The 25,074-nt window shown below is 41.9% G+C and carries 22 protein-coding genes and 2 tRNA genes; 22 read left to right on the forward strand and 2 right to left on the reverse strand.

Features of this window, described 5'->3' with window-relative positions:
* The first annotated feature begins 211 nt into the window (after nt 1-211).
* The 16 genes from NYE65_RS12870 (at nt 212) to NYE65_RS12945 (ending at nt 15,797) form a co-directional block, all read left to right on the forward strand.
* Complete coding sequence (locus tag NYE65_RS12870; RefSeq protein ID WP_328178550.1) at nt 212-1,192, forward strand: sulfonate ABC transporter substrate-binding protein; 981 nt, start codon at nt 212-214, stop codon at nt 1,190-1,192.
* Nucleotides 1,193-1,204: 12 nt separating this feature from the next.
* Nucleotides 1,205-2,371 (forward strand): FMNH2-dependent alkanesulfonate monooxygenase, encoded by a 1,167-nt coding sequence (gene ssuD, locus NYE65_RS12875; protein ID WP_340861030.1) that lies wholly within the window; start codon nt 1,205-1,207, stop codon nt 2,369-2,371.
* Nucleotides 2,346-3,119 (forward strand): aliphatic sulfonate ABC transporter permease SsuC, encoded by a 774-nt coding sequence (gene ssuC, locus NYE65_RS12880; protein ID WP_340861031.1) that lies wholly within the window; start codon nt 2,346-2,348, stop codon nt 3,117-3,119. The genes ssuD and ssuC overlap by 26 nt, the downstream gene beginning before the upstream one ends.
* 13 nt (nt 3,120-3,132) lie before the next feature.
* Nucleotides 3,133-3,885, forward strand: coding sequence for an ATP-binding cassette domain-containing protein (locus NYE65_RS12885; protein ID WP_063574554.1), 753 nt, complete (start codon nt 3,133-3,135; stop codon nt 3,883-3,885).
* A 192-nt stretch (nt 3,886-4,077) separates the two neighbouring features.
* The gene (locus tag NYE65_RS12890; RefSeq protein WP_057276499.1) at nt 4,078-4,716 is read left to right on the forward strand and encodes a 50S ribosomal protein L25/general stress protein Ctc; all 639 of its coding nucleotides are present in this window, start codon (nt 4,078-4,080) and stop codon (nt 4,714-4,716) included.
* 263 nt (nt 4,717-4,979) lie between these two features.
* Nucleotides 4,980-5,540: an aminoacyl-tRNA hydrolase gene (gene pth, locus NYE65_RS12895; RefSeq protein WP_034316321.1), complete on the forward strand. Its 561-nt coding sequence runs from the start codon at nt 4,980-4,982 to the stop codon at nt 5,538-5,540.
* A 105-nt stretch (nt 5,541-5,645) separates the two neighbouring features.
* A complete protein-coding gene (locus tag NYE65_RS12900) occupies nt 5,646-5,876 on the forward strand; it encodes an anti-sigma-F factor Fin family protein (RefSeq protein WP_063574553.1) in 231 nt (76 codons plus the stop codon).
* 156 nt (nt 5,877-6,032) lie between these two features.
* On the forward strand, nt 6,033-9,569 hold the full coding sequence (gene mfd / locus NYE65_RS12905) for a transcription-repair coupling factor (RefSeq protein ID WP_340861032.1): 3,537 nt from the start codon (nt 6,033-6,035) through the stop codon (nt 9,567-9,569).
* 187 nt (nt 9,570-9,756) lie between these two features.
* Nucleotides 9,757-10,293: a stage V sporulation protein T gene (gene spoVT / locus NYE65_RS12910; RefSeq protein WP_034316314.1), complete on the forward strand. Its 537-nt coding sequence runs from the start codon at nt 9,757-9,759 to the stop codon at nt 10,291-10,293.
* 178 nt (nt 10,294-10,471) lie between these two features.
* Nucleotides 10,472-12,094, forward strand: coding sequence for a putative polysaccharide biosynthesis protein (locus tag NYE65_RS12915; RefSeq protein ID WP_340861033.1), 1,623 nt, complete (start codon nt 10,472-10,474; stop codon nt 12,092-12,094).
* The gene (gene mazG, locus NYE65_RS12920; protein ID WP_340861034.1) at nt 12,087-13,559 is read left to right on the forward strand and encodes a nucleoside triphosphate pyrophosphohydrolase; all 1,473 of its coding nucleotides are present in this window, start codon (nt 12,087-12,089) and stop codon (nt 13,557-13,559) included. Before NYE65_RS12915 ends, mazG begins: the two co-directional genes overlap by 8 nt.
* Nucleotides 13,560-13,582: 23 nt before the next feature.
* Nucleotides 13,583-13,846, forward strand: a complete 264-nt coding sequence (locus tag NYE65_RS12925; protein WP_034316386.1) for an RNA-binding S4 domain-containing protein — start codon at nt 13,583-13,585, stop codon at nt 13,844-13,846.
* Nucleotides 13,847-13,922: 76 nt separating this feature from the next.
* Entirely contained in the window at nt 13,923-14,231 is a 309-nt protein-coding gene (gene yabP, locus NYE65_RS12930; protein ID WP_034316308.1) for a sporulation protein YabP, read from the forward strand.
* The gene (gene yabQ / locus NYE65_RS12935) at nt 14,228-14,860 is read left to right on the forward strand and encodes a spore cortex biosynthesis protein YabQ (RefSeq protein WP_057276506.1); all 633 of its coding nucleotides are present in this window, start codon (nt 14,228-14,230) and stop codon (nt 14,858-14,860) included. Before yabP ends, yabQ begins: the two co-directional genes overlap by 4 nt.
* Before the next feature lie 13 nt (nt 14,861-14,873).
* Entirely contained in the window at nt 14,874-15,260 is a 387-nt protein-coding gene (locus NYE65_RS12940; RefSeq protein ID WP_034316305.1) for an FtsB family cell division protein, read from the forward strand.
* A gap of 81 nt (nt 15,261-15,341) precedes the next feature.
* Nucleotides 15,342-15,797, forward strand: a complete 456-nt coding sequence (locus NYE65_RS12945; protein WP_034316303.1) for a S1 domain-containing RNA-binding protein — start codon at nt 15,342-15,344, stop codon at nt 15,795-15,797.
* Between the two features lie 166 nt (nt 15,798-15,963).
* Here NYE65_RS12945 and NYE65_RS12950 read toward each other — a convergent pair.
* Nucleotides 15,964-16,035: transfer RNA gene (locus tag NYE65_RS12950), tRNA-Glu, on the reverse strand.
* Between the two features lie 20 nt (nt 16,036-16,055).
* A tRNA-Met gene (locus tag NYE65_RS12955) sits at nt 16,056-16,129 on the reverse strand.
* A 327-nt stretch (nt 16,130-16,456) separates the two neighbouring features.
* On the opposite strand from NYE65_RS12955, the gene spoIIE reads away from it, so the two are divergent.
* The 6 genes from spoIIE to ftsH all read left to right on the forward strand — a co-directional run bounded on the left by spoIIE (nt 16,457) and on the right by ftsH (nt 25,062).
* On the forward strand, nt 16,457-18,931 hold the full coding sequence (gene spoIIE / locus NYE65_RS12960) for a stage II sporulation protein E (RefSeq protein ID WP_057276507.1): 2,475 nt from the start codon (nt 16,457-16,459) through the stop codon (nt 18,929-18,931).
* A gap of 191 nt (nt 18,932-19,122) precedes the next feature.
* Nucleotides 19,123-19,860 carry a VWA domain-containing protein gene (locus NYE65_RS12965; RefSeq protein WP_034316300.1) on the forward strand — a complete coding sequence of 246 codons (738 nt, stop codon included), beginning with the start codon at nt 19,123-19,125 and terminating at the stop codon, nt 19,858-19,860.
* On the forward strand, nt 19,826-20,824 hold the full coding sequence (locus tag NYE65_RS12970; RefSeq protein WP_445670414.1) for a protein kinase domain-containing protein: 999 nt from the start codon (nt 19,826-19,828) through the stop codon (nt 20,822-20,824). Before NYE65_RS12965 ends, NYE65_RS12970 begins: the two co-directional genes overlap by 35 nt.
* A gap of 93 nt (nt 20,825-20,917) precedes the next feature.
* A complete protein-coding gene (tilS, locus tag NYE65_RS12975; RefSeq protein ID WP_340861035.1) occupies nt 20,918-22,312 on the forward strand; it encodes a tRNA lysidine(34) synthetase TilS in 1,395 nt (464 codons plus the stop codon).
* 32 nt (nt 22,313-22,344) lie between these two features.
* Nucleotides 22,345-22,884 carry a hypoxanthine phosphoribosyltransferase gene (gene hpt, locus NYE65_RS12980; RefSeq protein WP_034316382.1) on the forward strand — a complete coding sequence of 180 codons (540 nt, stop codon included), beginning with the start codon at nt 22,345-22,347 and terminating at the stop codon, nt 22,882-22,884.
* 117 nt (nt 22,885-23,001) lie between these two features.
* Nucleotides 23,002-25,062, forward strand: a complete 2,061-nt coding sequence (gene ftsH / locus NYE65_RS12985; protein WP_340861036.1) for an ATP-dependent zinc metalloprotease FtsH — start codon at nt 23,002-23,004, stop codon at nt 25,060-25,062.
* Nucleotides 25,063-25,074: the final 12 nt, after the last annotated feature.

Below are 25,074 nucleotides of genomic sequence, written 5' to 3' on the forward strand. Positions count from 1 at the left end.
AGTAATAATAAAATAACCATACAAAATACAATTCATCTTCATGGAATGAAAAACTGTACTATGCAAGTGCATACTGAATGCCGATCGGACTACCGAAGGCTCCTTTTCACTTACCATTGAACATTAGGCATCATTTTGCCTTATTGTCCAATTGGTGAAGGAAAGGAGCCTTTTATTTTTATATAAAAAGTTTAAGAAGGGTGTGCAGAATATGAAGAAAATACGAAAGATATGGCTGCTGTCCATCTTCAGCATCTTCATGCTGATAGTGAGTGCATGTGGGCAGGAAAAGAACAGCTCCACAAGTGCTGACGCAAAGGAATCAGAGAAAACCATCCAAATCGGTTATCAAAAATTCGGGACATTAAATATTTTAAAATCAAAAGGGGATCTGGAAACACGTTTAAAAGAAGTGGGATATACCGTCGATTGGACTGAATTCCCTGCAGGACCTCAGCTGCTTGAAGCCTTGAATGTCGGCAGCATTGATTTTGGGCATACAGGGGAGGCGCCGCCGATATTTGCACAAGCAGCCAAGGCACCACTTGTCTATATTGCCAATCAACCGGCAAACCCATCAGGAGAGGCTATAGTCGTACAAAAGGATTCACCCATTAAAAATGTGAAAGAGTTAAAGGGAAAGAAGGTTGGCTTGAATAAAGGTTCCAATGTTCATTATTTATTGGTCAAAGCGTTAGAGGAAGCAGGTCTTACTCTTGATGACATTCAGCCCGTCTACTTGCCACCGGCTGATGCGAGGGCTGCTTTTGAAGGAAACCAAATCGATGCCTGGGTAATATGGGATCCATTTTTATCAGCGGCGGAATTGGAGCTTGAAACGAAAACGATCCGGGATGGAGTAGGACTGGTTGCGAATCGGGAATTCTTCTTGGCAACTGATTCATTTGCCGGGAATGAAGAGGCTTTGAAGATCATCAAAGAAGAACTGATAAAAGTTGATAAATGGATTGAAGAAAACCCAAGCGATGTCGCTGAGTTTTTATCTCCGGAAATTGGAATGAGTGTGGAGGCATTGGAAAAAACATTAAATAGAAAAGAATACGGACTTGAGGAGATTTCCAGTACGGTTTTGGATGATCAACAAAATATTGCCGATACATTTTACAATCTTAAATTAATTCCAAGCAAAATTAATGTTCTAGATGCATCTGCAGATGTTAATAAAAAATAAGGGGGAAATAAAATGAAAGTATTTTGGTTTTTGCCATCACATGGGGAAAGTCGCTATTTAGGATCGACAAAGGGAGGGAGAGCGATTACACTTCCTTATTTAAAACAAATTGCACAGGCGGTTGATCATTTGGGATTTGAAGGGGCTTTGCTTCCAACGGGACGATCCTGTGAGGATGCTTGGGTAGTTGGTTCTTCATTGATTTCCGCAACGGAAAGAATGAAATTTTTAGTTGCTATCCGTCCAGGTTTAATGTCGCCAACCTTGGCTGCGCGTATGGCTTCAAGCTTCGACAGGTTGTCGAATGGCCGTCTTTTGATCAATGTTGTAACTGGGGGGGACCCGGTCGAATTGGCAGGTGATGGCGTATTTCTGAATCATAAGGAACGGTATGGGCAAACAGATGAATTCCTTGATATCTGGAGAAAGGAAATGTCTGGGGATAAAGTGGACTTTGAAGGGAAGCACCTAAAGGTTGAGGGCGGGAATATCCTGTTGCCGCCTGTACAAAAACCGTATCCACCACTCTATTTCGGAGGTTCTTCCGACCCGGCCATCGATATATCAGGAAAGCATATAGATGTGTACTTGACTTGGGGTGAGCCCGTGTTGCAAGTGGCTGAGAAAATTGAAAAGGTGCGTAAAAAGGCAGCAGAATATGGACGTGAGGTCAGATTTGGCATACGAATGCATGTCATTGTAAGAGAAACGGAAGAAGAAGCTTGGCAGGCAGCCGACGAACTCATTAAATATGTGGATGATGAAATGATTGAAAATTCACAAAAGATTTTTGAACGATTTGATTCAGTGGGTCAGAAGAGGATGTCGCAACTTCATAAAGGAAGCAGGGATTCACTCGAAATCAGTCCAAACTTATGGGCGGGTGTTGGTCTAGTGCGCGGGGGCGCCGGTACGGCACTAGTAGGGAGTGCAGAAAATGTTGCTGCCAGAATGAAGGAATATGAAGAAATCGGAATAGAATCCTTTGTTTTATCTGGATACCCTCATCTTGAAGAAGCGTATAGAGTTGCGGAATTATTATTCCCCTTACTCCCTGTTGAAAGGCTGCAAGGACCCGTTTCAAAAGCTACGAGCCCATTCGGGGAAATATTGGCTAATGACCACTACCCTACAAAAGGAAGTGAAATTGAAGATGAAGTTAAACAAAAAGTTCAATAGTTTGTACCTCATATCATGGATTGTGCCCATTCTCCTTTTGGTAACTTGGCAGCTGCTGTCCTTGTGGGGAATTTTATCGGATCGGATATTGCCTGCCCCGACTGAAGTGTTTCAAGCAGGTGTCGCTTTATTGGGGACGGGTGAACTTATTGATTATATCGGTATCAGTGCTCAGCGAGCCTTCATCGGCTTTTTAATAGGTGGAATCATTGGTTTTGTACTAGGTTTATTAAATGGATTATCAGCCATTGCTGAAACCTTATTCGATACCTCGCTTCAGATGTTGCGTAATATTCCGCATTTAGCTTTAATACCGCTCGTGATTCTATGGTTTGGTATAGAAGAAGAAGCGAAAATCTTCCTTGTCGCTTTAGGGGTTGTATTTCCTATCTATTTAAATACATTTCATGGTGTGAAATCGGTGGATAAGGAATTAATCGAAGCGGCGAGGGTTTATGGGTTAAGTGGTTTTTCTTTATTCTGGAATGTGATTCTCCCTGCGGCCTTTCCATCCATTTTGGTGGGTATCCGCTTCTCCCTTGGAATCATGTGGGTCACATTAATTGTCGCAGAAACAATATCCGCTAATTCCGGAATTGGATATATGGCTATGAATGCCCGTGAATTCATGAGGATGGATATTGTTGTTCTTAGTATTCTCTTATATGCCTTATTAGGAAAAATATCGGACGTTGCGGCCAAATTAATTGAAAAAAGATGCTTAAAGTGGCATCCGTCATACCAATGAGGAGGTCGTTAACATGAAAAATGGAAATTCGTTGGAGTTGCAGGGTGTAAGAAAGGATTTTGGGGAGTTTGAAGTATTAAAGGGGCTGGACCTGACATTTAAAAAGGGAGAATTCATAGCCATTGTCGGTAAGAGTGGATGTGGAAAGAGCACCTTGCTTCGTCTTGTGGCAGGACTGGAAAGGCCGACGGGCGGGCAGATACTGGTGAATGGAAAACCATTGAATGGGCTAAATAAATCATCACGTACGATGTTTCAGGATGGTAGGCTTTTTCCTTGGAAAAAAATCCTTCAAAATATTGGCGTAGGCTTGAAAGGGGATTGGAAGTCAAACGCTATGGAATTACTGGAGCAAGTGGGCCTTGCAGATCGAGCAAATGATTGGCCGTCCGTTTTATCTGGGGGGCAAAAACAAAGGGTTGCATTAGCGAGGGCATTGGTGAACCAACCTGACATTCTCCTCTTGGATGAGCCGCTAGGGGCATTGGATGCTTTAACGAGGATTGGCATGCAAAGGCTGATTGAAGAACTATGGAGAAAAAGGGACTTTACTGCCTTACTCGTTACACATGATGTTGAAGAAGCTGTAATGCTTGCCGACCGTGTCATATTAATCGAAGAAGGCAAAGTCGTCATGAATAAGGAAATCAATCTGCCGAGACCACGGAAAAAGGATAGTATTCAATACTCATCACTAGCAGCCCAAATCCTTGACCGAGTGATGCAAGTTGAGGGGGAAATGGAAAAAAAAGCGATTCACGCTTGAATTAGAGAAAAAGAATGAAAAAAGATTTTGCAGGGAATTCCTAAGTTTACCATATGTTTATCGCCTTCTTGCTCCCGTCGGATTTTACCTTTCATGTTTAATGATTCACCATTTAGGGAAATGTTAAATATAGAGAAACTTGTAATTCATATTAGGAAAACTTGTAATTCATATTAGGAAGGCGGAGGATGTATGAGTAATATATTAGCTGCAAAAGAACGTACGGATTCAAAACACTCTAATTTAAGGAATTTGAGGGAAAGCGGCGAAATCCCAGCGATAGTATATGGCAATAAAAATGACAGTACGGCCATTTCCGTCAATAATATCGAGCTTCAAAAGACAATCAAGGAAATAGGCCGTAATGGAATCATTTCTTTGGACTTGGAAGGTAAGAGTTATGAAGTCATGCTCTCCGATTATCAAAAGGATCCACTAAAAAACTCCATTTATCATGCAGACTTTTTAATTGTGGATATGTCCGCTCAATTACAGGCACAAGTTCGCATCAACCTTGTTGGTGTTTGTAAAGGCGTGAAAGACGGTGGGGTCCTCCAGCAGTCTCTTCATGAAGTGACGGTCACGGCTAAACCTAATGACATTCCTGACTCCATCGATGTTGACGTTACCGAACTTCAGGTAGGGGATACAATCTACATATCCGATATCCAAACGAATAAGCAAGTTACAATCGGCCACGATGGCGAAGAAGTTGTTGCATCTGTTTTGGCTCCTCGCCAGGAAGAGGAAATAAGTACAGGTGAACAGCAGGATGGCGGTATCCCTGAAAATGAAGAAGGCAGGGAAACCAAGGCATCACCAGAGTCATGATGCCGGGATTAAACAAGTGAATCGTGTTATAATAGGCGTAGCTCTTAACGAGTTACGTCTTTTCAATCTCTGGATGCATCAATTTAAATCGGACAGATTTTTTTCGTAATGGAATCCTTTAATTTGGATTTTACCTAATTAGTTCTCCGGTCGCTTGCAGTCCAGCTTGAAATTAGGGTACTATTTTTCTAAGGTCAATGGATCTTGGAAAAACTTCGTCCCAGTGTAACTCCCTAAATAACCGTAATGACGGAGTGTGAATCATGAAAATTATTGTAGGGTTAGGGAACCCCGGTAAACAATATGAAAAAACCCGGCATAACGTCGGTTTTGAAGTAATAGATGAGTTATCCAGGAGATGGTCGATCCCTCTTGATCAAGCAAAACATAAGGGGATATATGGTTCAGGAATGGTAAAGGGAGAAAAAGTTTTATTGCTTAAACCTTTAACCTATATGAATTTGTCAGGAGAATCCATTTCGGCTGTCATGCATTTCTTTAAGGTGGATATCGCGGATGTAGTCATAATATATGATGACCTTGATTTGCCTCCAGGAAAGCTTCGCCTTCGTCAAAAAGGAAGTGCAGGCGGTCATAACGGGATAAAATCTTCAATTGCCCATTTGGGTACACAGGAATTCAATCGAATCAGAATAGGCATTGGCCGCCCGATTGGCCGCATTCCGGTATCTGACTATGTATTAGGGCGTTTTTCGCCTGAAGAATGGGATCATGTCGGAGCAACGATCGAAAAAAGCGCAGCTTCATGTGAAGCCTGGTTGGAAAAACCATTTATACAGGTCATGAACGAATATAACCAATAAGCAGAGAGTAGATATAAGTAAAGAATAATATCTTCCTGTTTCGCTGAATAAAAACCCTCTACTTTTGTACATACTAACACTATTACAAAAATAGGGGGTTACCAAATGGCTCTCCATTATCGATGCCGACATTGCGGAACTAAGCTGGGCTCAATCGAGGCACACTCACTGAGTACGGAGCAGTTAGGTTTTAATCAACTTACCGATGAAGAGCGACAAGAGATGATCGTTTATGATTCTGAAGGGGATATGCATGTAAGGGCGATATGTGAAGATTGCCATGAAACGCTGCAAAGAAACCCTGATTTATATGAAAACGATTATATTATTCATTAGCGGGAGAGGGCTTTGGACAAAATCCAAAGCATTTTTCCGTTTGTCTGGAATACCAGGGCACATAAAAGTTGCCGTTAATAAAGAGGGTCTTGGTGATGGCCAAGTTCAAATACAGCAAATGGTTTTTCGCACGTTAAAGAGAGGGGGGGAAAGAAAATGAATGGATTGCAGAACTTGTTCTCCAAACAAGATGATGTTCATTCGTTAATAGCCGGCATCGATGAAGGGCTTAAGGAGCAAATCGTCTCTGGTCTCACAGGTTCCTCGAGATCACTATTGCTGGCTTCCGTATATGAAAAGACGAATAGGCCTATTTTATTGGTTACCCATAATTTATTGCAAGCACAAAAATTCCATGAGGACTTATCAAGTTTCATTCCTGAGGAAGAATTATATATATATCCAGCCAATGAATTGATTGCGGCTGATTTGAGTGTTGCAAGCCCGGAATTAAGGGCCCAACGTGTTGAGGCATTGAATTTTTGGGCAGAGGGAAAGAAAGGGATTGTCATTGCCCCGATTCCTGGGGTGCGTCGTGTGCTTCCTCCAAAGGATATTTGGAAGAGGCATCAGCTAGCGTTTAATCTAGGGGAAGACATCGAGCTTGAACCAACGCTTAATAAATTCATTGCCATGGGTTATAACCGGTCTGAAATGGTTGCTTCTCCAGGTGAATTCAGTATCAGGGGCGGTATCATCGATATTTACCCGATTACCGAACCTAATCCAATACGAATTGAATTATTCGATACCGAAATAGATTCAATAAGGACTTTTTCAAGTGAAGATCAGCGATCCATCGAAAAACTCCAGAAAGTGACGATCGGTCCCGTCAGTGAGGCTTTGCTAGAGACGGAGCATATCGAAAGAATCATAACTAGGCTCGAGAGCGGATTAAGTAAAAGCTTGAAGAAACTTAAGGACGAGAAAACCAAGGAACAGCTGGTCCAAACGATCAGTTATGAACTTGAACAGCTGAAAATGGGGGATATACCCGACAAAATCTTTAAATACTTAAGTTTAGCGTATGAAGATCCAGCTAGTTTAATAGATTATTTACCGGTAAATGGTTTGGTTTTCTTAGATGAAATCAGTAGAATCCAGGAAATCAATGATTCTTTGGAAAAGGAAGAGGCTGGTTGGTACACGGACCTTTTAAGCCAGGGACAAATTATCCATGACATTAAATTGGCTCATCCCATGCAGGAATTAATAATGAAATCCAGCAGGCCGTTTGTATACCTTTCATTATTTTTACGGCATGTACCGCATACGAATCCTCAGAATATCCTGAATTTTGCCAGTAAACAAATGCAAAATTTCCATGGACAGATGAATGTGTTCAAAGCTGAACTGGAACGTTGGAAAAAAGGGAAATATACAGTCGTCATACTTGGACAGGATGAAGAACGGGTGAAAAAGCTGCATTCGGTTTTAGCCGACTATGATATAGAGGCAGCAGAACTGTTTAATGCTGACAGCATCCTTCCAGGTAAAGTACAGATTTTACGCGGCAGTCTGAATAGTGGCTTTGAATTGCCTATGCAAAAATTCAGTATCATCACGGAAACGGAATTGTTTAATAAGAAGTCAAAGAAATCGGTACGGAGACAGAAACTATCGAATGCAGAACGAATCAAGAGTTATTCCGAACTGAAGATCGGTGACTATGTCGTTCATGTTAACCACGGTATCGGTAAATACTTGGGTATTGAAACCCTTACAATAAATGGGGTCCATAAAGATTACCTGAATATTCGTTATCAAGCGGATGACAAATTGTATGTGCCTGTCGACCAAATTGATCTTGTCCAAAAATATGTCGGTTCTGAAGGAAAAGAGCCGAAGCTTTATAAGCTAGGCGGTACGGAATGGAAACGTGTCAAAAGCAAGGTCCAATCATCCGTTGAGAACATTGCCGATGATTTAATCAAGTTATACGCAGAAAGAGAAGCGGCAAAGGGCTATGCCTTTTCACCTGATGGTGATATGCAGAGGGAATTCGAAACATCATTCGCTTATAACGAAACGGAAGATCAATTACGTTCCATAGTCGAAATCAAAAAGGATATGGAACGGGAACGGCCGATGGATCGTTTATTATGCGGCGATGTTGGTTATGGGAAGACAGAGGTGGCGATCCGGGCCGCTTTTAAAGCCATAATGGATGGGAAGCAGGTTGCGTTTCTAGTTCCGACCACAATCCTTGCCCAGCAGCATTATGAAACATTAAGGGAGCGTTTTCAGGATTATCCGATTTCGATTGGCCATATGAGCCGCTTCCGGACTAAAAAGCAGCAAACGGAGACGATAAAAGGATTGAAGTCCGGCACGGTGGATATTGTGGTTGGCACGCATAGGATTTTATCCAAAGATATCGTGTACCGCGATTTGGGATTGCTTATCATTGATGAAGAACAGCGCTTTGGCGTTACACATAAGGAAAAGATCAAACGGTTAAAGACTAATGTGGATGTACTGACTTTGACTGCGACACCGATTCCGAGGACCCTTCATATGTCGATGTTGGGCGTGAGGGATCTGTCCGTCATCGAAACTCCGCCTGAGAACCGGTTTCCGATCCAAACTTATGTCATGGAGTATAATGGCTCATTGGTAACGGAAGCGATAGAACGGGAATTGGCCAGGGGCGGTCAGGTTTATTTCCTTTACAATCGGGTAGAGGATATAGCAAGAAAAGCAGAAGAAATTTCCATGCTTGTGCCCGATGCCCGTGTTACCTATGCTCATGGGCAAATGACAGAGCAAGAACTGGAAGCCGTCATGTTCGGCTTTTTGGAAGGCGAATATGATGTTTTGGTAAGTACAACCATTATAGAAACGGGTGTTGATATCCCGAATGTAAATACGCTTATCGTGAATGAAGCGGATAGAATGGGACTTTCACAGCTCTATCAGCTGCGTGGCCGAGTAGGTCGATCCAATCGGGTGGCATATGCATTCTTCACTTATAGGAAAGATAAAGTGTTGACGGAAGTGGCAGAAAAGCGTCTTCAATCCATTAAGGAATTTACAGAATTAGGTTCAGGGTTCAAAATCGCGATGCGTGATTTATCCATCAGGGGAGCTGGAAACATTCTAGGGGCTCAACAACACGGCTTCATCGATTCGGTTGGTTTTGATCTGTATTCACAAATGCTCAAAGAAGCGGTGGATGCGAAACGTAATGACCAACCAGCTGAAGAGAGGAACACACTGGAAATTGACGTTGAAGTGGATGCTTATATCCCTGATGCCTACATAATGGATGGACATCAGAAAATAGAAATGTATAAAAGGTTCAGAGGTATCGCTTCACTTGAAGAAGTGGAAGAATTACAGGATGAAATGATCGATCGTTTCGGAGAGTATCCAGAAGAGGTTTCCTATTTATTCATGATTGCCGAAATGAAGGTATATGCTGAAAAGGCCGGAATTGAAAGCATTAAACAATTAAAGCAGGAAATCAGCATTCTCCTTAGGGAAAAGGTCAGCAGCGATGTGGATGGACAAAAAGTGTTCGAGCTGGGATCGAAGTATGGCCGTATGGTGGGCTTCGGCATGGACGGCAATCGAATGAAGCTGGTCCTGCACATAAAAGGCGTGGAACAAAGCAAATGGCTCAATATCTTATTTGAGATAGCCAAGGGTTTACAGTATGTAAAAAAAGAGACGCAAGCCACTAAAAACTAGAATTGATGATTGTCCTCTTGAAGAAATTTTTTTAGGTACCATGGTAAAAAAATGCAACAAAAAGAAAAATTTTTTCAAAGTGCATAGAACTTACCATTAGAAAAATACTAAGTACAATAGCTGGTGATGATTTTGCTACAAAATGAGGATTTATCAAATCAATTAGATGAAAGTGAGGCAACATTAGATGAAAGCAACTGGTATCGTTCGCCGAATTGATGATTTAGGAAGAGTCGTCATCCCGAAGGAAATTCGCAGGACACTCCGTATTCGTGAAGGAGATCCACTGGAAATATTTGTGGATAGAGATGGTGAAGTCATCCTAAAGAAATACTCTCCAATTAGTGAATTAGGCGATTTTGCAAGGGAATATGCAGAAGCACTATATGATAGCCTTGGAAACCCAGTTATGATTTGTGACAGGGATACTTACATTGCGGTGGCAGGCGGCTCCAAAAAAGAATACTTAAACAAAAGTGTGAGTGACCTAGTGGAAAAAATCATGGAAGAAAGAAATCCTGTTTTGGAGTCTCCGAACGGACAAGTCTCATTCGTTGATTCCAATGATGAAGAGGTCCAATCTTATACTGCAGCTCCAATCATTGCGAGTGGCGACCCGATTGGTGCCGTCTTGATTTTCTCTAAAGACAGCACCATTGGTGAAGTGGAACAGAAATCGGTTGAAACAGCAGCAAGCTTCCTAGCTAGACAAATGGAACAGTAACCTTGGACATGCATTTATATCTTAAAAGATGGAAAGGGCAGCATTCGCGCTGTCCTTTTTGCACTTTCTAAAAAAGAAACGGAAATGGAAAATAATTAACAGTATGGGTGGGATTGAAAAATAACCATTAGAATTATGCTATAATAACTACCACATATGAGTGAAAAGGGGAAAAAGAATGGCTGAAAAGCCTAATAAAACATCAAATGAACTTTTTCGAGGTGCGCTGATTTTGAGCGCTGCAGCGATTATCGTAAAAGTTTTGAGCGCGGCCTATCGCATACCATATCAGAACATTGCGGGTGACATCGGGTTTTATATCTATCAACAGGTTTATCCCTTCTACGGTGTTGCTTTTACATTATCGACAATCGGCTTTCCGGTAGTCATATCCAAACTTATTGCAGAACGGGAGTCTTCCAATAATAACTTTGCGGTCAAGGATATATTGGTGACATCATTCGTCGTCTTAAGTTCGATAAGTGTCATGATGTTTGCTGCACTATTCCTTGGCGCCGATTGGATTGCAGGATGGATGAAGGATCCGCATTTAGCCGGTCTGCTGAGAATCGTTGCCTATTCTTATTTATTAATGCCCATTTCTTCTCTATTAAGGGGCTATTTTCAAGGAATAAACGACATGCTACCGACGGCAAGTTCGCAGGTAGCTGAGCAATGCATCCGGGTATTGACGATACTGGTCCTTTCCACAATATTCGTGCATCAGGGCTACTCTGATTATGTTGTCGGCAAGGGGGCGGTCCTCGGTTCGATAACAGGCGGCATAACTGGCCTGGTACTGCTTATTGCTTTCGTTATTTTAAGAGAAGAATGGAAGCTTTTTTTACGAATGAGAATCAAACCGGTGAATTTCATCAAAATTTCCAAAGCCCTGGTTTTCCAAGGGTTGGCCTTTTGCATTACTGGTTTGATCCTTATCTTGTTTCAGTTTGTCGATTCAATGCACCTGTACTCCCTGCTAAGGGAAACGGGGATGGGGGAAAGGGAAGCCAAAGAATGGAAAGGGGTATATGATCGAGGACAGCCTTTGCTTCAGCTAGGTACAGTCGTGGCTAATTCTTTTGCATTGGCGCTAGTACCTGTCATATCCGGATTCGTTCAGAGTAAAAGTCAATTTGAATTATTGAATAAGATCAAATTGGCGCTTCGTGTAAGTGCGACGATCGGGGTCGCTGCTGCGATCGGGCTGGTGGTGACGATGAAGCCTGTCAATCATATGCTGTTCACTGATGTTAAAGGGACGATTACTTTAGCAATTTTCTCTTTATCGATTTTATTCACATCCCTCATAATGGCGGAAGCGGCAGTGATTCAAAGTTTAGGCCATTCGTTCGTGCCGGTGATCATCACGATTGTGGGGGTGGGCAGCAAGTGGGCTTTGAACCTTGTCCTTGTGCCGCATTACAAAATCGCGGGGGCAGCCTCGGCAACAGTACTTGCGTATATGATCATGACGGTATTATTTTATGTGGTATTGAGAGTACATATCAAAAAGACATTAATTGAAAAGCAACATGTGCTAATAATCTTGAAGAGTACGGTGTACATGGGTACGGCGGTTGTTTTATTCAATTGTTTATTCGAATGGATGACCTCAGGCGAGAGCCGGTTGTTAGCTACGGTCCAAGCTTTGACCGGTGTAGGGATCGGTGCAGCCGTGTTTGTGATGACCGCCATTCGTGCAGGCTTATTTGGTGAAGAAGAACTTTCACTTATACCTGCAGGTTCAAAGCTTAAACGATTAATAATAACGAATAGGAGTATACGAAATCATGAATGAGATTACGATAATAGGCCTTGGTGCTGGGGATTTAGAGCAGCTTCCACTAGGGATTTATAAAAAATTGATTCAAACGGGACAATGCTATGTCAGAACGGCTGATCATCCGGTAATCGGGGATTTGAAAAGGGAAGGAATAAATTTCACGGCGTTCGACGGGATATATGAAAAGCACGACCAATTTGAAGACGTATATGAAGAAATTGCCGAAACATTATTACACGAGGCCTCGAACCGTTCCGTTTTATACGCAGTTCCGGGGCATCCGATGGTTGCGGAAAAAACGGTACAGCTTTTGCTAGAAAAGGGTCCGGCTCTTGGAATAGCTATTAAGCTCGAAGGCGGGCAAAGTTTCCTTGACCCATTGTTTCAGGCTGTTAGGATCGATCCAATTGAAGGGTTTCAGCTATTGGATGGAACAGATCTTTCACCGGATGATTTACACATTACCCAGCATATGATAATCGGACAGGTGTATGACGCATTCAGTGCATCCGATGTGAAGCTGACTTTGATGGAAAAGCTACCGGATGACTACGAGGTATATATCGTAACTGCAGCAGGCAGCAGTCAGGAAAAAGTGACAAAATGCGCCCTCTTCGAACTCGACCGTCAGATGGAGTTAAGTAACTTGACGAGTGTTTATGTTCCGCCCGTTAAAGATGAAGCTTTACGGTATAGGGAGTTTTCTAAGCTGCGGCGGGTCATCGCAGAACTTAGAGGTCCTGACGGATGTCCGTGGGATAAGAAACAAACTCATGAAAGTTTAAAGAAATATCTAATAGAAGAAGCATATGAGCTGATTGATTCCATCGATGAAGGTGACGATGAGGGTATGGTTGGTGAACTTGGGGATGTCCTGCTTCAGGTGATGCTTCATTCACAAATCGGTGAAGATGAGGGCATGTTCACGATAGATGATGTGATTGAAGGCATTACGGCAAAAATGATTCGGCGCCACCCGCATGTATTCGGAGATGTTGAAGTGAACGGTGAGGAAGATGTATTGGTGAACTGGCAAAAAATCAAAGAAGGTGAAAAGGGGGGCGAATCAAAAGCTCTGAAATCCATACTGGATGGTATTGAGAAATCGCTGCCAAACTTACTTCGGGCCGAAGAGTATCAAAAAAGGGCTGCGAAGGTTGGATTTGATTGGGATGAGGTTTCCGAAGCCTGGCAGAAGGTCAGGGAAGAAGTGCAGGAATTGGAAGAGGAAATATTAAGTCCGAACAGGGATGCCGAAAGAATAAAATCAGAGCTGGGCGACCTCTTTTTTGCGCTTGTCAACATTTCACGTTATTATGACATACAAGCGGAAGAAGCCGTCTACAAAGCAAACCAGAAATTCCACCAGCGTTTTACATATATAGAAGAGTGCATTCAAAGGGCAGACAAAAAATTTGAGGATTATACATTGGAAGAATTGGATACATATTGGGATGAAGCAAAAGCTAAAGGACTTTAATTAAGGGAGAGATTTGAATGTCGATGAGATTGGATAAATTCCTAAAGGTTTCAAGGTTGATCAAGCGCCGCACACTTGCGAAAGAAGTTGCGGATAAAGGGAGAATCACGATTAACGGACAACAGGCCAAAGCAAGTTCGAATGTAAAAGATGGCGATGAGCTGACAGTAAGATTCGGTCAAAAGCTTGTTACGGTACGTGTCGATAAAATTCAAGAAACGACGAAAAAAGAAGCGGCTGCAGATATGTATACCATCGTAAAGGAAGAAAAGCTAGCGGAGGAGTAAGGACAGGCTTGGTTCTAATTCCACTCTTACGGACATACACTTGTACAAAATCAGTGGTACTGTGAGGGATGATAAAATGAGCCAATATATTGATCCGAATGCTGGTTACACAAAGGGAACGACCCAAGAGCATGATGTAACGATGAAAGGCCGCCGTTTACTTGATATTACCGGTGTCAAACAAGTCGAAAGCTTTGATAATGAAGAGTTTCTGCTCGAAACGTCAATGGGATTCTTATCTATCCGGGGCCAAAACTTGCAAATGAAGAATTTGGATGTTGATAAAGGCATCGTTTCCATTAAGGGAAAGATTTTCGACCTTGTTTATTTAGATGAGCAATCAGGGGAGAAAGCTAAAGGATTCTTTGGCAAGTTGTTCAAATGACCTTAACGATCCAATTTTATACGTTGCTTGCGATGATAGGCATGGGCAGTGGCTTTGGAGCTGCCCTGGATACGTATAGCCGGTTCCTGAATCGTTCAGAAAGGAAAAGGTGGATTGTATTCATCCATGACTTCCTTTTCTGGATCATTCAGGGTCTCCTTATTTTTTATGTTTTGTTTTTAGTGAATGAGGGAGAGTTTCGCCTCTATTTATTTTTGGCCTTATTATGCGGTTTTTCAGCTTATCAAGCACTTTTCAAAGGATTCTATCAACGTTTTTTGGAGTTTTTGATAATACTTGTGATAAAGTTGGCGAGATTTATAGCGAATTCGGTTCACATGCTGATATTTCTACCGATAAAATGGGTAATAGTATCCATATTAGCCATCATCATCGGGATAGGTAAGTTCGTTTTGGCCTTATTAAAATGGGCGGGGAAAATACTTCTCTTTATTTTGAATATATTCTGGAGACCATTAAAATGGATTCTGACTTATATATGGAATTTATTGCCGGTTTTTGTTACGAAAAACGTCGGGAAGTTTTATAATAAAGGAAAAGGGATTTTATTGAAAATAAAGAATTCTATATTTAGAACGCTAAATGGATGGAGAAATAAAAAGAAATGAGGAGCGATAAAAAATGAGTAGCCTGCGTAAAAGGAAAGTGGCAAAAATAGAAAATCCCTACGTCGCTCAACAAGAGAAAAAAGTACAAACCGTAGAAAAAAAGAAGCGTGGTCTAATGCGTAGATTAACCCTTTACTCAGTTTTCGCCGCTGTCTTTTTGATTTTTGCCGTTTCCACCCTCATAACGCAAAATGTTGCACTGGATGAGAAAGTTCAGCAAAAGCAAGAATTGAAGGGAAAGTTAGCTGAATTGAAAAAAGACGAGACCCTTCTTAAAGAAGAAATCGTAAAGCTTAATGATGACGACTATATAGCAAAAATAGCAAGACGGGATTATTTCTTGTCTGAAAAAGGTGAGATCATTTTTACCCTTCCAAAAGGGAAGGAAGATAGTGACTAATATTGACACTGTTTTTTTACTTTCGTTATAATATAGGGTGAAGAGATTTTTTTAACATTTCTAAGGAGGAACATTTTTTTTATGTCAATCGAAGTAGGCAGCAAGTTACAAGGTAAAGTAACAGGCATAACTAATTTTGGTGCATTTGTAGAGCTACCTCAAGGTTCAACCGGTCTTGTCCATATCAGTGAAGTGGCTGATAACTATGTCAAGGATATCAATGATCATTTAAAAGTGGGCGATACAGTTGAGGTGAAAGTCATCAACGTTAAAGATGGCAAGATTGGCTTGTCCATAAAAAAAGCGATAGACCGTCCTGAAGTTGAGCAAAAACCTGCATACACACCACGTCCGCGCCAAGGTAGAGGGAATGACAGCCGTTCCAAAGACTTCCGCTCGAAAGGCAATGGTTTCCAACCGAAAGAAAACTTTGAGCAAAAAATGGCTAAATTCTTAAAAGATAGCGAAGACCGCTTAACGACCCTAAAACGTAGCACCGAAACGAAACGGGGAGGTCGAGGAGGAAGACGCGGATAAAACTGCTGCTGAAAAATAATAGTTTAGCAACTTTTCCTGTGAAATTATTCATAGTGTAGATAAAGGCAAGCTTGCCGGCTTGTCTTCTTTTATTATAGTACGACATGAAAAAAGCGCCTCTGTACACTTACTGATATAAGTGTGCAGAGGCGCTTTTGGTATTTGATGACCCGTACGGGATTCGAACCCGTGTTACCGCCGTGAAAGGGCGGTGTCTTAACCGCTTGACCAACGGGCCAAAAGTTTCATGATAAAAGATAGCGGCAGAGGGGATCGAACCCCCGACCTCACGGGTATGAACCGTACGCTCTAGCCAGCTGAGCTACGCCGCCATAATGGTAAGTGCTACTGAAGCACAAGTTATATCTTACATTCGTGAAGAAAAAATGTCAACAAAAATATTAAAGTTTGTCGGTTTCCATTTCCTGATTATTTATTCGGGTTATTTTCCGCAAAAATAACCTAAAAACTTTGCTTTTCTTCAAAAAAAAAAGAACACCCGTTTCTGTATTGGGAAAAATGGCACAAAAACCTGTATACAAATGATTATTCAAGAAGAATTTCGTCGAACGTTTTTCTTATCCGCTTATAAAATTCTGACAAAAAAATAGACAAGCCCTCTTTATAATAAAAATCACTAATACGAATGGGGTGTTGAAATGGAAAAAGTGGAAAGACCTATGATGGAACCTCTTGGAGATGTTCAGTTAAAAGAAGCGAAGGCAGGGGCCATCAATTGGATCCAACAACTGCAAATGAAGAGTGAAGACATATTCATAAAAAAAGGTATCTCTTTAGCAATCATCGGTTTTTTATTAGGAAGGGCTTTAATTCTTTCGCAGCTGGCACCATTTGGACTTCCGTTTTTCGCAGCCGTTTTTCTCATGAGACGTGATAGGGCTCCACTGGCTTTATTCGGATTGATTGCAGGTGGGTTGACCGTTCACTATTCGAATAGTTTAGTCATCTTTGCATCGGCGTTCCTGCTCCTGTTATTTCATAAGATCAAGAAGCCCGCCGTGGAAGGACAATTCAAGACGATGTCGATGTACGTCTTCGCTTCACTATTCCTGGTCAACCTGGCCGAGCAATATCTGGTATTTCGAACGATTCAGCTGTACGACTTGATGATGATAGGAGTAGAGGCGGGACTCGCGATGATTTTAACTTTAATCTTCATACAGTCCATCCCGATGCTGACCGTTAGGACAAAGTCCCAATCATTAAAGACGGAGGAAATTGTCAGCATCATCATCTTGCTTGCTTCGGTGATGACCGGAACCATCGGCTGGATGATATACGATTTATCACTCGACCATATATTCTCGCGATACCTGGTCCTCCTCTTCGGGCTGGCGGGAGGGGCCGCCATAGGCTCCACTGTAGGTGTAGTTACTGGATTGATATTCAGCTTGGCGAGTATTGCCAGTCTATATCAGATGAGCCTTCTCGCATTTTCAGGGCTTCTGGGCGGACTGTTGAAGGAGGGAAGGAAGATAGGAGTTGCCAGCGGCCTCTTGATTGCTACATTACTGATAGGTTTATATGGTGAGGGCACCAATAATATTATGGTGACCCTTTATGAATCACTTATAGCTGTGGCCCTATTTATATTGACACCGTCATCCATCATCAACAAAATAGCGAAACATATACCGGGAACAGTCGAGAATTCTGATGAACAGCAGCAGTATGCCCGAAAAGTGAGGGATGTCACCGCTCAAAGGGTGGAGCAATTCTCACATGTATTTGAGGCGCTCTCTAATAGCTTTTCCCAAGTGGATGAAAGGGGAAGATTGGAGGAAGATGAGAAAGAATTCGACTACTTCTTAAGTAATGTAACGGAAAAGACGTGCCAGCTTTGTTTTAAAAAGGAACAATGCTGGTCCAAGAACTTTAATACAACCTATGACGGCATGCAGGAAATCATGCTTCAATTAAGTGAAAATAATGGTCAGCTCCCCCAAAAAACTTCAAAAGAATGGGGGAAATATTGCAGTCGCGGGCCTCAGGTGATTGGGGCGATATCACAGGAGCTTACTTATTTTGAAGCTAACCAAAAATTAAAAAGGCAGGTGAAGGAAAGTCGGAAGCTAGTGGCGGATCAACTGCGGGGCGTTTCGGCAGTAATGGATGATTTTGCAAAAGAAATTCAAAGGGAAAGGAAGAATCATCATGTACATGAAGAATCCATTTTGGAAGCCATCCAGGATTTTGGCCTGCACATAGGTCATGTGGAAATATACAGTCTAGAACAAGGAAATGTTGATATAGAGATGAGTGTCCCATACTGCCAGGGCAGAGGGGAATGTGAAAAATTGATTGCACCTATGCTTTCAGACATTTTAGGGGAAACGATAGTCGTTCATTCAGAAGAGTGTGCAACGTATCCAAGCGGGCAATGTGAGGTGATATTTAGGTCAGCAAAAAAATTCACGGTCGAAACGGGTGTGGCTCATGCTGCCAAGGGGGGAGGGCTTGTATCAGGAGATAGTTTTACGACCATGGAAATTGGCTGCGGCAAATTCGCAATAGCCATTAGTGATGGAATGGGAAATGGGGAAAGGGCCCATTTTGAAAGTACAGAAACATTGAAGCTGCTACAAAAATTTTTACAATCGGGAATAGAAGAAAAAATAGCCATTAAATCCGTAAACTCCGTATTATCTCTACGCACTACCGATGAAATATTTTCGACTCTTGATTTGGCAATGATTGATCTTCAGGACGCAAAGGCTAAGTTTTTAAAAATCTGTTCGATACCGAGTTTCATTAAAAGGGGGGATAGGATAATAAAAATTGAATCAAGTAACCTCCCTATGGGGATCATCCAGGATTTCGATGTTGATGTAGTATCAGAAGAGCTGAAGGCAGGGGATATATTAATCATGATGAGCGATGGAGTGTTCGATGGCCCCTCACATGTCGAAAATATCGAGTTCTGGCTAAAACGAAAAATCAAGGAAATGGAAACTGACGATCCGCAGGAAATCTCTGATTTAATATTGGAAGAGGTCATCCGAACGAAAGGCATCATAGATGATGACATGACAGTGGTAACATCGAAAATTAAGCATAACACACCGAAATGGGCATCCATTCCCGTTTCCCCAAAACGTAAAAAGGCCCAGTAGGGGCCGTTTATATATAAAATAAATAAAACCCAAAATGAGGTGGTGTAAATGGAAGAAGGATAAAAGGTAAAGGGATGAACTCTTTTCAATCATTCCGCTCCATGATATGACTTGATGTAATGTCCTTTGCGTATAATTTCCCCTTTTTTAGTCAATTATGGTAACAAATTGATAGGAAGGGAGAGCAAAACATGAAAGCAGGAACATTAAGACAGATTTTGCTTATAACCGACGGATGTTCAAATCATGGTGAGGAGCCGTCTGCCATGGCTGAATTAGCAAGGGAGCAAGGCATTACCATCAATGTCATAGGTGTAATGGAAAATGATGTGATAGATGAAAAGGGACTTAAGGAAATCGAGAAGATTGCTGGTTCAGGAGGTGGCGTAAGTCAAGTAGTCTATTCGCAGCAGTTGTCCCAAACCGTCCAGATGGTGACACAAAAGGCGATGACTCAAACGATACAGGGAGTTATCAATCGCGAACTTCAACAAATACTCGGAGACTCAAAAACGATGGAGGATCTTCCGCCGGATAAACGGGGAGAAGTGATGGAGGTGGTCGATGAGCTTGGGGAAACAAGCAAGCTCGAAGTACTGATTCTTGTTGATACCAGTGCAAGCATGAAACATAAACTGCCTACAGTAAAAGATTCCTTATTAGATCTTTCCCTTAGTATGAATGCAAGGATGGGTGACAGCCGTTTTTCCGTATTCGTATTTCCTGGGAAAAGAAATGACGTTGAAAAGTTGCTGGATTGGACCCCAAACCTCGAAGCCTTGACGGCAACTTTTCCTAAGCTCAGTACAGGGGGACTCACTCCGACAGGTCCAGCCATTCGTGAAGCTTTAACTCATTTCAATAAAAAACGTTCATTGAGGGGATTGTTATCACATGATGATGAACAATACTTTGAGGAATCAATGTAAACTTCTGCCTGGCAGTTTGGTCACTGGAAAATGGAATAAAAACCAGTACAAAATAATTAAGGAATTGGGCTGTGGAGCGAACGGGATCGTTTATTTGGTTGAAAGCGGAAATCGTCATTATGCTTTAAAGCTCAGTGATAATGGGACGTCCATTATTTCGGAGATGAATATCCTAAAATCCTTTTCAAAGGTCCAGGGGTCTACCCTTGGACCTTCCTTTTTGGAAGCGGATGATTTCATGAAAACAGGAAAGCAGCTCCCTTTTTATGTCATGGAATATATCCATGGACACGATTTTTTGCGTTTCATTGATAAGAAAGGGTCGTCATGGATTGGAGTCTTGATGCTTCAGCTCTTAACAAGCTTGTCTGCCTTGCATTCCAATGGCTGGGTGTTCGGTGATTTGAAACCCGAGAATTTGATCGTGACATCACCAGCCTATAAGGTACGGTGCGTGGATGTTGGCGGAACCACCTTGATCGGGCGGTCTGTTAAAGAATTCACCGAGTTTTTTGACAGGGGGTACTGGGGACTTGGATCAAGAAAGGCCGATCCGCAATATGACTTGTTCGCTGTAGCAATGATTATAATCAATTCTGCCTATCCCGGACGTTTCCAGAAGAAAGGGGAGGGGTATAAACAGCTTAACGACTTAATTAAGCAGAAAAAGGAATTGCATCCATACAGAAAGATATTGGATAATGCGCTCCGCGGACAGTATGACTCAGCCATCCAAATGCGGGAGGATCTGGTAACGGTGCTAAGTAAGCAAAATCATTCGAAGAAAAAGGGCCCGAACCAGACAGCGACGGGTCAGCAGCAAACCGTGCAGCCTTCAACAAGACAAGCAAGAAGGTCCCAAAACCAATCAAAAAAGAAAAGCGGCGGTTTTTTTGAAACGTTTTTGCTGGTTGCCATCATATCGATGCTCTATGTTCTTTACATATATGAACAGTTGTTATGATATAGTTATTAGGTGAATGCCATGAAATGGTTGAAACCATTTCATGATTCAATCGTATAAAACTAATGCCTGTCCATAAAGAAGGAAGATTGTATGTTAAAGGAAAAAGTTCTGAGCACCATTTATAGAAACGAATTGATTAAGGAAAACTCGAAGTTGCTAATAGGTGTTTCCGGAGGACCGGACTCGCTGGTGCTTCTCCATATCCTTAAGGAAATTCAACCTCTTTTTCATTACGAGATGATCGTAGCAAGTGTTGACCATATGTTTCGTGGTGAAGAATCCTATGGGGATTATAAATATGTCGAGCATATTTGTGAACGGTGGGGCATTAAATTTGAAGGAAAAAGGATCGATGTTCCTGCCCGGATGGAACAGACGGGGGAAAGTTCACAAATAACGTCAAGAAAGCTGCGTTTTGCTTTCTATGAGGAAGTGATGGATAAGCATCAAGCCTCCACGCTTGTCCTGGGGCATCATGGAGATGATCAAATAGAAACGATGCTCATGCGTTTAACAAGAGGGGCGACAGGCAAGGCAAGAGCGGGTATTCCTATAAAGAGACGTTTTCATACAGGGAATCTGATTAGGCCTTTTCTTGAAATCACGAAAAGTCAAATAATCGAATATGCGGGCCTTCATGATATTGAACCAAGGTTTGATCCGAGCAATGAAACGGGTGTCTATGCAAGAAATCGTTTTAGACATGAAGTTCTTCCGTTTTTAAAGAAAGAAAATAGAAAGGTTCATGAGCATTTTCAACGATTCAGTGAAGAGCTATATGAAGATGAAGAGTTTTTTTTGAACCTGGTTTCAAGCAAAATGTCCGAGGTTTGGATCCAGCAGGATAAAGATCAAGCGGTTATTCAGATTGATAAGGTTCTCGCGATGCCTAAACCTTTACAAAGAAGGGCGATTCAACTAATATTAAACTATCTTTATTTGGAGAGACCTTCATCGCTTTCGGCATTACATATTGACCAACTTTTAGTTTTGTTTTTGAATCCTCAACCATCTGCAGAATTGCATCTTCCGGAGGGCCTTATTGCGGAAAAATCATATCAAACTTGCATGTTTAGATTTTTTCGGCAAAAAAGCCGTGAATATTCCCTAAAATTACAAATTCCCGGTGAGACTATTCTTCCGAATGGATATAAGATTAAAGCGCACTATATAAAAGAAGAAATTCCGGTACTTAGGGGAAATCATTCTTTTATTCTTCCCGAATCAGCTGTTCAGTTTCCGCTTACAGTCCGAACCAGGAATGAAGGCGAACGGATGGCCGTCAAGGGATTAGGTGGAACTAAAAAGTTAAAGGATATTTTTATTAATGAAAAGATCCCGATGCTAGAAAGAAATGTGTGGCCGGTCATCATCGATCAAACGGGAACGGCGATTTGGCTGCCCGGTTTAAAGAAGTCGAATGTTGAGCCGGATATAATTTCTGATGAAAAATCTTTAATTTACTTAGAATATAAAAAAGCTTAATTCTTCATGGGGGGCAATTAATTACAATGACCATGCAAAACGACATTGAAAAAGTTTTAATATCAGAGGAAGAACTTCAATTGAAAATAAGGGAATTGGGTGCGCAGCTAGAAGCTGATTACCAAGGTAAGTTCCCGTTGGCCATCGGAGTGCTGAAAGGCGCCATGCCATTTATGTCAGATTTACTGAAACGTGTGGATACACATCTTGAAATGGACTTTATGGATGTTTCGAGCTATGGTAACTCCACTGTATCGTCCGGTGAAGTGAAAATCATCAAGGACCTTGATACATCGGTTGAGGGCCGGGATATTTTAATCATCGAAGATATTATCGACAGCGGTTTGACTCTTAGCTATCTTGCGGAACTTTTCCGTTATCGAAAAGCAAAATCAATTAAAATCGTTACCTTATTGGATAAACCAACAGGCAGGAAAGTGGATATCACTCCGGACTATGCCGGGTTCATCGTTCCGGATGCATTTGTTGTCGGATATGGTCTTGATTTTGCGGAAAAGTATCGTAATCTCCCGTATATTGGCATATTGAAGCCTGAAATTTACTCGAATTAATCGTACCTGTTTGAAAGGGAAGACCAGATAAAAACAGCGGTGTTAAATTATTGTAATTCATTAATTTTATATGATAGTATTTACTATAGTTTGTTTACCCGTGGGAGGAGGTAAGGGATGAATCGGATCTTCCGTAATACCATATTTTATTTACTGATCTTTTTGGTCATCATTGGGATTGTAAGCATTTTTAATAATAACAATGAACCAACGGAGAAAATGACCCAAGATGAATTCTATAAGCATTTGGAGAATGGGGACGTTACTGCACTGACGATGCAGCCCGAAAGCAGTGTATTTGAAATCACAGGAAAGCTCAAAGGTTATGAGGAAAATAAATTCTTTGTGACGTACGTGCCTTTCAGTGAATATTCGCAAAGTCGGATAAATGATGCCGTAACCAAGTTGGATAAGGACATCATCACTGTGGAACCTCCAGAAAAAACAAGTGGCTGGGTGACATTTTTCACTTCCATCATTCCATTTGTAATCATTTTTATCCTCTTCTTCTTTTTACTTAACCAAGCTCAGGGCGGCGGTGGTGGCCGCGTCATGAACTTCGGGAAAAGTAAGGCGAAATTGTATAATGATGATAAGAAAAAAGTTCGCTTCAATGATGTTGCCGGGGCGGACGAAGAAAAGCAGGAACTTGTCGAGGTCGTTGAATTCTTGAAAGATCCTCGCAAATATGCCGAGCTTGGAGCCCGTATTCCTAAAGGGGTACTTTTAGTCGGGCCTCCTGGTACAGGTAAAACTTTACTTGCACGAGCAGTAGCTGGTGAAGCCGGAACTCCTTTCTTCTCAATCAGTGGTTCTGATTTTGTTGAAATGTTTGTGGGTGTCGGTGCATCCCGTGTTCGTGATTTGTTTGAAAATGCTAAGAAGAATGCACCATGTATCATCTTCATTGATGAAATTGATGCAGTCGGTCGTCAACGTGGCGCAGGTCTAGGTGGCGGTCACGATGAACGTGAACAGACATTGAACCAATTACTGGTAGAAATGGATGGTTTCGGTGGTAATGAAGGAATCATCATCATCGCTGCGACTAACCGTGCTGATGTATTGGATCCGGCATTATTGCGTCCGGGACGTTTTGACCGTCAAATAACGGTAGGCCGCCCTGATGTTAAGGGCCGTGAAGAAGTGCTGAAAGTGCATGCACGCAATAAACCATTAGCAGAAACAGTCGATTTGAAAGCGATCGCTCAGCGTACTCCAGGATTTTCTGGTGCAGATCTTGAAAACTTACTGAATGAAGCGGCGCTTGTTGCTGCCCGTCAGGATAAGAAGAAGATTGACATGTCCGATTTGGATGAAGCTTCGGATCGCGTTATTGCCGGACCTGCCAAGAAAAACCGTGTCATTTCCAAAAAGGAAAGAAATATCGTAGCGTGGCATGAAGCAGGCCATACCATTATTGGGCTGGTTCTGGATGATGCCGAAGTCGTTCATAAAGTTACGATTGTCCCTCGTGGTCAAGCCGGCGGTTATGCAGTTATGCTGCCGAAAGAAGATCGTTTCTTCATGACGGAACCTGAGCTAAAAGATAAAATCGTAGGACTATTGGGTGGCCGTGTAGCCGAAGAAGTTACATTCGGAGAAGTGAGTACCGGTGCGCATAACGACTTCCAGCGTGCAACGGGCATAGCTCGTAGCATGGTTATGGAATATGGAATGAGTAAGCTCGGACCGCTTCAATTCGGTAATTCTCAAGGTCAGGTCTTCCTAGGCCGCGATTTCAACAATGATCAAAACTATTCAGATGCAATAGCATATGAAATCGATCTTGAAATTCAACGTATCATCAAGGAAGCTTACGAAAGATGTAAGAAAATCCTTACTGAAAATCGTGAAAAACTTGATTTGGTTGCAAAAACCCTGCTTGAAGTGGAAACACTTGATGCGGAACAAATCAAAGGTTTATTCCATAATGGTAAATTGCCAGATCGGGATTATACAGCCCTGAATGGGAATTTAACCAATGATGAGAATGTCAAGGTGAACATCAATAAGAAGAAGGAAGAAAAAGAGGCCCTATTAGATCCATTGGATAAAAGAGGACCTGAGGACCTTGAAATAACGGAGGAAGGATTGAGTACTCCTCCAATCAAAGAAGGTGCACCTCAAGATCAGCCGCTTTCCTTCCCGAACGAAGACGACAATAAAAAGTCTTAATCGACTAAATTC

This window comes from Peribacillus sp. FSL R5-0717 (assembly GCF_038002945.1).
In the GTDB taxonomy this organism is placed as follows: Bacteria; Bacillota; Bacilli; order Bacillales; family DSM-1321; genus Peribacillus; species Peribacillus frigoritolerans.

Coding starts and splice junctions, on each gene's coding strand:
- NYE65_RS12890 (WP_057276499.1), top strand. CDS start 4,078: ATGAGTAATATATTAGCTGCAAAAGAACGTACGGATTCAAAACACTCT.
- pth (WP_034316321.1), top strand. CDS start 4,980: ATGAAAATTATTGTAGGGTTAGGGAACCCCGGTAAACAATATGAAAAA.
- mfd (WP_340861032.1), top strand. CDS start 6,033: ATGAATGGATTGCAGAACTTGTTCTCCAAACAAGATGATGTTCATTCG.
- ssuC (WP_340861031.1), top strand. CDS start 2,346: ATGAAGTTAAACAAAAAGTTCAATAGTTTGTACCTCATATCATGGATT.
- NYE65_RS12870 (WP_328178550.1), top strand. CDS start 212: ATGAAGAAAATACGAAAGATATGGCTGCTGTCCATCTTCAGCATCTTC.
- NYE65_RS12940 (WP_034316305.1), top strand. CDS start 14,874: ATGAGTAGCCTGCGTAAAAGGAAAGTGGCAAAAATAGAAAATCCCTAC.
- NYE65_RS12945 (WP_034316303.1), top strand. CDS start 15,342: ATGTCAATCGAAGTAGGCAGCAAGTTACAAGGTAAAGTAACAGGCATA.
- yabQ (WP_057276506.1), top strand. CDS start 14,228: ATGACCTTAACGATCCAATTTTATACGTTGCTTGCGATGATAGGCATG.
- NYE65_RS12970 (WP_445670414.1), top strand. CDS start 19,826: ATGATGATGAACAATACTTTGAGGAATCAATGTAAACTTCTGCCTGGC.
- tilS (WP_340861035.1), top strand. CDS start 20,918: ATGTTAAAGGAAAAAGTTCTGAGCACCATTTATAGAAACGAATTGATT.
- NYE65_RS12965 (WP_034316300.1), top strand. CDS start 19,123: ATGAAAGCAGGAACATTAAGACAGATTTTGCTTATAACCGACGGATGT.
- NYE65_RS12885 (WP_063574554.1), top strand. CDS start 3,133: ATGAAAAATGGAAATTCGTTGGAGTTGCAGGGTGTAAGAAAGGATTTT.
- NYE65_RS12925 (WP_034316386.1), top strand. CDS start 13,583: ATGAGATTGGATAAATTCCTAAAGGTTTCAAGGTTGATCAAGCGCCGC.
- ftsH (WP_340861036.1), top strand. CDS start 23,002: ATGAATCGGATCTTCCGTAATACCATATTTTATTTACTGATCTTTTTG.
- mazG (WP_340861034.1), top strand. CDS start 12,087: ATGAATGAGATTACGATAATAGGCCTTGGTGCTGGGGATTTAGAGCAG.
- spoIIE (WP_057276507.1), top strand. CDS start 16,457: ATGGAAAAAGTGGAAAGACCTATGATGGAACCTCTTGGAGATGTTCAG.
- spoVT (WP_034316314.1), top strand. CDS start 9,757: ATGAAAGCAACTGGTATCGTTCGCCGAATTGATGATTTAGGAAGAGTC.
- NYE65_RS12900 (WP_063574553.1), top strand. CDS start 5,646: ATGGCTCTCCATTATCGATGCCGACATTGCGGAACTAAGCTGGGCTCA.
- NYE65_RS12915 (WP_340861033.1), top strand. CDS start 10,472: ATGGCTGAAAAGCCTAATAAAACATCAAATGAACTTTTTCGAGGTGCG.
- yabP (WP_034316308.1), top strand. CDS start 13,923: ATGAGCCAATATATTGATCCGAATGCTGGTTACACAAAGGGAACGACC.
- hpt (WP_034316382.1), top strand. CDS start 22,345: ATGCAAAACGACATTGAAAAAGTTTTAATATCAGAGGAAGAACTTCAA.
- ssuD (WP_340861030.1), top strand. CDS start 1,205: ATGAAAGTATTTTGGTTTTTGCCATCACATGGGGAAAGTCGCTATTTA.